Origin of the sequence: Enterobacter sp. EC_64 (genome assembly GCF_019584165.1) — a bacterium.
GTDB lineage: Bacteria > Pseudomonadota > Gammaproteobacteria > Enterobacterales > Enterobacteriaceae > Enterobacter > Enterobacter roggenkampii.
The window spans coordinates 45,364-52,468 of sequence record NZ_VDAS01000029.1 but is presented as its reverse complement, the minus strand read 5'-3'; the positions used below and the strand labels follow the sequence as shown (position 1 = coordinate 52,468).

Annotated in this window: 4 protein-coding genes, 1 tRNA gene and 1 pseudogene; 2 read left to right on the top strand and 4 right to left on the bottom strand. The window is 40.8% G+C overall.

The genetic code is table 11. From position 1 onward, the window contains the following. Positions 1-66 precede the first annotated feature (66 nt). A pseudogene (locus tag FHC52_RS19300) lies at positions 67-2,082 on the bottom strand (TerB N-terminal domain-containing protein); the annotation flags it as partial. Between the two features lie 490 nt (positions 2,083-2,572). Next, positions 2,573-2,684: transfer RNA gene (locus tag FHC52_RS19295), tRNA-Ser, on the bottom strand. A 25-nt stretch (positions 2,685-2,709) separates the two neighbouring features. Here FHC52_RS19295 and FHC52_RS19290 point away from each other — a divergent pair. Further along, positions 2,710-3,783 carry a site-specific integrase gene (locus FHC52_RS19290; protein ID WP_024046444.1) on the top strand — a complete coding sequence of 358 codons (1,074 nt, stop codon included), beginning with the start codon at positions 2,710-2,712 and terminating at the stop codon, positions 3,781-3,783. 18 nt (positions 3,784-3,801) lie between these two features. Beyond that, complete coding sequence (locus FHC52_RS19285) at positions 3,802-5,199, top strand: hypothetical protein (RefSeq protein WP_220420211.1); 1,398 nt, start codon at positions 3,802-3,804, stop codon at positions 5,197-5,199. Positions 5,200-5,428: 229 nt separating this feature from the next. Here FHC52_RS19285 and FHC52_RS19280 read toward each other — a convergent pair whose 3' ends face one another. Together FHC52_RS19280 and trbL are read right to left on the bottom strand one after the other, a co-directional pair. Beyond that, the gene (locus FHC52_RS19280; RefSeq protein ID WP_024046447.1) at positions 5,429-5,641 is read right to left on the bottom strand and encodes a hypothetical protein; all 213 of its coding nucleotides are present in this window, start codon (positions 5,639-5,641) and stop codon (positions 5,429-5,431) included. A gap of 69 nt (positions 5,642-5,710) precedes the next feature. After that, complete coding sequence (gene trbL / locus FHC52_RS19275) at positions 5,711-7,105, bottom strand: P-type conjugative transfer protein TrbL (protein ID WP_220420210.1); 1,395 nt, start codon at positions 7,103-7,105, stop codon at positions 5,711-5,713.

Here is a 7,105-nt window from a genome sequence, read left to right as displayed (position 1 = left end):
AATAGCCTAAATAGGCTGATTCGATGTGTTTGCGGGAAAAAAATCGGCCCAGATCCGCGAAATTTTAATCAGCGAGTCAGCTTGGGAAGAAATGACCTGCTTATTCGCACCTTCCTTAGCATCCAGTGTGAACCCAGCTGCTGTCTGATCAGTTGGTACAGACGAGACGAGATCATGTTCAATTGCGGAATGCTGATGGATATTGCTCGAGACAGATGAGGTATCCAGCCCCAAACTTGAATAAATCTTCTCAAGCTGTTTGATTTCGGCAGGCGCTATTGTCCCATCCGAACAGGCAACACTAACGATAACCTTACCCACAGCAGCTTTTTCCGCGGCCCCCATCAACTCAATCCTGCTTTTCATTCCTGTCATATTGGCTGGGGTATGAAGTTGCCACGTTAAATACGCATGTAGAGAGCGTTTTTCATCATCGGTGAAGCCAGGATTGTTGTTGATGGTATTCTCAAGCACTTTCTGTTCAGCTTGATCAAGAGAATCGTCAATCAAGGCGACCATCGCCCCTAATCTGAGCGTCATTACGGCTGAGATAAATTCAGGAGAAGGTGAGAAGCGTCCACCTTCGGCGGCAGGGAATAGAACAAGTGTCCCATCAACATCCGCCTTCACATGGTGATAATACGGGTCAGGTGCCAGACCGTAACCCATCTTCAGAGCAAAGGCCTGCATCAAATCGGCCTCTTTTTTATTGATCTTATTGGGGCAACTGGCATTCATATGTGCCCAAAAGTCAGCAACTGAGACTAACCCCTCCTTGACGAGGATCGCCTCATCAGCCCAGCGTTTGAATGAGCTTAATATTTTTTCTGTGCTTTCATTAATGATCTCTGAAGGGAGCAACATAATTGCAGCCGTATCATTGACTGACGTACCTTTCCTACCAAGGTAGCGACTATAAGCATCAAGTTCATCCGTACATATGTCGGCAAGAGCCATAATTTTCTGGACAGGGCTCTTCAACGCTCTTGGATCAGGCAGGTCGGGAACAGGAAGTCGAACACCTCGCAAACTAGGACTTGCTGGTGTGTAATCTAACCTTAGGCGCGTTTTATTCGCCTTAACGACCATCCCTTCACCATATTTGAGGGTGTAACGCCGTTTGAAAAGCGCAGCAAACTCTTTAGCACAGCGGCGAGCCGGGGTACGCAGCGAATACTCGGTGTGGTTTATTACCCAGTTCAACGCCAGTTCAGCTGATACAGGAACTCCTTCATGTACAGTTTTTGCCAGAGCCAGCTTAAATTGCATGCTGTTGCTGAAACCTGAATTGCTATCGAGCTCAGTGGCTAAGCCCATGTTCGGGCGCAGAATAGACATGGCTTCGAGTAATTGGGTCGAATATCCACGGAAGGAGCGGTTCTCAATGAATACCGATCTTAACCGAGCGACTTCATTGAACAGATTACGGAACTCAGCATCAGGGAATTTTGGGTCAGTTGAATCTACGAGCGCTTTTCTTTCCAGGCCGTAGAGGTAGATAAAAACATAGCCGATAGGACACGATGGATCAGACCTATCGCTGGCAAGCCAACTGACATACGCACCGCGTGCTTCTGGGGAAAGAGAGGAAAAACTGGGCCAGTATCCTAATGAACTGTCCTCGTAAAGATAAGAAGTAGGTTTTATCTTACATGTGTCATCAATTAATGATGCCTCACTTCCATCGTCATAATAGCCGCCTGATTCCTGACCGGAGGGCTTCATACGTTGCCCCACGTAAATGTGGCCACCGCTAATTGCTACACCAGCTACAGTTATCATCTCACCCGGAAGTACCCATCGAGCTAGTGCACCTGCTGACTTTGAGGTATTCCTGTAATGATTGGTTGTCACCTGAAGTTCAAGACCCCGGCCACCGCTCAATGTAAAAGTTGCAAGGTTATCGTCTTCACTATCATCGTTTCGCACAACCGCCTCCTTTTTCTTGATGTCAGCAATCCATTCTTTAGGCGGTGCTTTGACGGTCCTTGAAACAAGAGACTCGGTGGATCTATGCTTTTTCTTTTTGAAAAACAACAAATAAACAACATAAATCGCCGCTAAAAATATCCATAACTCCATGAGAAGCAACCTTAAAATAACTTTTCACATATACCGGGCCGATGTTTATGAAAAATATGGCAAGAGGATTAGTCTTAAAATAATACATCTAAATCGCATGGGTTAAAAACAAAATGCGTCAAAAATTAAAGCATTGATTGAATTGAAAATAATTATCGATTAAGCATTTCTAACAAGAAATGAATCTTAAAGGGAGTGAAGTTGTGCTTGGCTCTTAGCCGTATTCACACCAGCAGGAGGCGAAGATTCAGGTTCCAAGACCTCAAATATATAGGGGATAGTTGGCTTTTCAGGTTGGGATAGCTTTTTCGTTATAACAAAATGGATGTTTGAGAGACTATCTAAATATTTCTTAGATCGGTCCATTTATCCCCATAACATCTGACCAAACATACACTGCAAATTGACTCGATTTCCAAATTTTCTGTCCTAAATTTGTTCCACAGAAAAGTAAAGAAGGTAGGAGTGGTGTGTAATTACTTGATATGACTGGTGCCGATAATAGGAGTCGAACCTACGACCTTCGCATTACGAATGCGTAAAGTGATCTAATAAAATCAATACTTATCGAATTTAAATGGATTTTTTGCCACAATATCGCCACAGTTCGTTAGGAATCAGGTTGAAATGGCGACTATACGCAAACGTGGTAACTACCAATGGGAAGCTCAGATCCGTAAACGTGGTTTTCCCTCCCAAACCAAAACCTTTAACACTAAAGTGGAAGCAGAGGCATGGGCCAAAATGATCGAGTCAGAAATGGCGAGAGGTGTTTGGCTCAGCCGGAGCGAAGCGGAATCTACAACACTGTATGAAACCCTAACGCGCTATGAAAAAGAGATTGTTCCCGGCAAAAAAGGAGCAGTGCAAGATCATTCCTTAGTGCGGATACTAAAAGGTACTCAGCTGGCGAAAAACTATATGGCCAGCATCAGGAGCGCTGATGTCGCCAAACTCAGGGATGAATGGTTGAAAATCTATGCTCCTGCAACCGTTTTAAGGCGTTTGGCGTTACTTTCTCACGTATTCAACGTTTCGCGTAAAGAATGGGGCATGGAAAGCCTGCTTAACCCTGTAGAAGCCATTCGCAAACCCCAACCCAAGAACGCCAGAACTAGGCGCCTGGAAACGCAGCCAGTACTTTCAGAGAAAACCGGTGTTACGTCAGGAAAGGAAATAGCTAACGAGATCGAACATATTATCGCCGCAACACATTCCGTAGTATTGCCAGCAATCATTCTTCTGGCGTTAGAGACAGCCATGCGCCGTAGCGAGATCGCAGAACTACGCTGGCGCTTTATCGACCTTGAGAAGCGAGTTGCACATTTACCAGATACTAAGAATGGGAATGCCCGCGATGTCCCCTTATCAACGAAAGCAATAAAAATGCTCTCCAATCTCAAGGAACACGCTAAACTTGGGACTGACAAGGTTTTCAATATGCGTGCGGACGCGATAACTCAAGCTTTTGACCGAGCTGTAAAGCGAGCCCGAGAAAGGTATGTAGAAACTAATCCACACTGTGATGACACTTTCCTAAAAGATCTGAGATTTCATGACCTGCGGCATGAAGCCACTTCTCGACTTGCGGTAATCTTCCCCATGCATGAGTTGACAAAAATAACGGGACATAAAGACCCCAGGATGCTTATGCGCTATTATCATCCAAAGGCTGAAGATTTGGCAAAAAAATTAGACTAACAACCTAAGAGAAAAAAAATGCAATTTTTGAAAGATTTAATCTCTAGTATGTATAAACACATTGACACCAGAATAAATAGTCCAATCTTAGGTACATTGAGTGCTATATTTGTAATTTTATACTGGGATAAATTCACATTGCTATTTTGGGGAACTGGAACAATCGACTCCAGAGTCACTCAATTTAAATTATTCTTAACTGGGATTACCACTTCAGAATATTTATTGATAGCATTTCTGATACTAGCATATTTATTTTTATTACCCTTAATAAATTATCTTACTGGGTTAATTCAAGGTGAGATAGAACACATAAGATATTGTTCTAGCATTAATCAAAAAGTAAAAAAAGAGAAAGAAAGAGCAAGGCTTATTAACTCAAAATATAAGGCTGAGCATGAGAGTGAAATTGCAGCTCAAGAAATCATCGAAGAAATAGCATTTAGCAATGAAAGAATCGAACAACAAAAAACACTAACTGAAGATATAAAGGAACGCTCTAAAGCATCCTCGGTAATTATTAAAGCGATGTACGAAAAATCTCAGAAAATGAAAATTGAACTGGAGACTTCTATCAAAGAAAAACAAGCAACAGAAATCAAACTCTCACGAGAGGCTATGAGCAGAGAGAGAGAAAAAATGAGCTATGACAAACTGAAATATCAAATCGAGGAAAAAAAGAAAATATCACAACTTTCCTCAGCCTTCTATTTAATTAATAAACTTGACTTAATACTTACTGCTGATTCAATTAAAATCTCGCTTTCGGGTTTAGGCGCAGTAATCGCTAGTGTTTTTGGATACACATCTTTTACAAAATTACTCGAAGATGAAAATTTCAACACAGATTCTTTAGAGGCGATTGATTATATAATTTACTCAGAAAGTTTAATAGCGGATATTAAATCAATAATCGAAGACGAAAATATTGATGAAGATATTGACAGCTACACTTTATTTGAACATTTACAGAATATATTCGAAGAGGATCTCAATATAAAAATCCTTACAAAAGATGAGGTCAGTGAAAAAATACGTGACAATCTTGAGGAAAATGGTATGTACGACTTGATTCATTGTGATGAAGTAAGTGGTAGCATAGCAGAAACTAACGCTTACTTTGACTATGTAGAAAACCTGCAAATTATAGACAGCGAACTCACTGATGAATCGTTTAAAGTCAAGTTCGAGTGCATCCTTTCAGGAACCACTCATGAAGACAAGCCTTATTGCGGTGAAGAAATTGATGTCTCCTTTACAAATAAAAGTAAAATCATACTAGGCAAGTTTGCTATAGGAGAAGCAGAAATTGAAGAGATTGGGAGTTCTGTGAAAGACTATCATGAAGAAGATGATTACGAACCTCAAGAAATCAGTAGTACAGTTAATGAAAAAAAACACGATAATGAGTTTTGAATAAATGAATTCAATATATGATAAGCGTACTAAAGCTTTCAAGAAAGCGGAGGCGAGTTTATATTTATCAAACAAAGATCCGCGAGGGTTACCATACTATGAACTAATAAAGAGCAAGGTCATTAATGGAGAATTGACTTATGAAGAAGCTAGACTTGAGGTATTTAACTATTACACTGGAAAATCAAAATAAAAGAAAGGCTAACCTTTGTTAGCCTCTTTCTAATTACTAATAATTAAACCTATAATCATTTATTGCTTTCTTTAGCTTTTCAATTTGTTTGGACGCATCTTCTGAATCATAAATTCCGGTAGCAAAATAATAGTCTTCAATGCACAGAATATTTATCAAGGGATCATAGAGTTTTTTTACAAATTCATTATTTTTGTCGGAAAAAAGGATTTTTAGCCCTTCCAAAACTAAGCTATTATAATCAACCATTATCCACCTCCTTACAGGTGTTTAGTGGAAGCGTCAGTTAACGTTACCGCGCTAACTGACGCGCCTAAATCAAGATTTTTTACTGCCAGTAAAACTATCACCCTCAAACTCATCCTGTTCGTGGTTACTCTGACGATCGGCTGTGTGTTTACGTATTTGATTCGCTATTTCCCCACCAACAGTCTGTTGTGTTCGGATAGAATTAGCACTTCCCTTCATCATCTGATACTCCGAAGCTCCGTTAGACAGCCCGCTCGCCATGTGAGAAGCCATGCGGCCAGCTCGTGAGAATGATGAAGCAAACCCCTGGCTTCCTCCGCTGACGCTACCTGTATTACTCCCTGCAGAAGAACCACCGGAACCGCCTGATGGTTGTCCTCCAGAAGTATCTACGGAACCGGTATCTTCCCCTCCGCCAAATCCTCCACCTGAACCACCTTTATCACCAGAACCAGATTCTTCGGCCATCGCCGCTTGTGCAGATTCAAATGCTGCTTTTAGAGCGGAAGCACCACCACTGACTTGAGCTGTAGCACTCATTGCCATTGTCCCAGCGCCACTGATTGCAGTAGTAGCAGCGCCAGTAATCATACCTGCTCCAAAACCACCGTTCCCTTGTAAGGACGCTCCTCCAACAACGCCTGATAACAACAACGGTAATTTATTCGTCAATACTAAAAGAATAATTGACGCCAGAAGTAAAACAATAAGACTATTAAGATCAGGAATATCATTTTTAATAATAGAAAAATACTGATCTATAAATGATTGCCCAATCCCAATGATTAATGTCATCGTAAATAACTGGATACCAATCGATAATACTGTGCGTAAGTAATTTATTGCTATATCAGAAGTCCATTTCGAGCCACCAAACCCAAGCAAAATAACTCCTGCATAACACAACACCCATGCAGAAACTAACATTATTAGCATATTTATCGCGATAAGCGCCATTACTACTAATACTATTATCGCGACGGTTATCATAATGGTCGAAATCATTGGAGACCAAATTGATGCTGCTGAACTGACCTTTGTTAATATCACAAAAGCCATATCAACTATGCTGGAGGGTGAAATACCAGTACTTGTTCCTAAAGCATTTGCTGCAAGTTGTCTCATTGAGTTAATTATAGATTGTGATATGGCTGGGCCGTTGATTAAAAGATAATAAAAAAAACCAATCACGGCAAAAAAACGAACTATTTCTGCAAGTGCACTGATTAAACCTTCCCCTTGCATCGCCAACATACCAAATGTCCAAACCATACTTATTAATACCAGCCCCCAGAAGAGCCAATTTGCATAATCACCAATTACTAATGACCATGTGCTGGCTACTTGCTGAAACTTATCTAATAACGTATCAAGTAATCCGCTACTATCTAATTGACCAGCATAAGCATTTACAGAAAACAAAAAAACCATTCCTAAAAAAGTGAGCTTGCTTACTATTCTCAT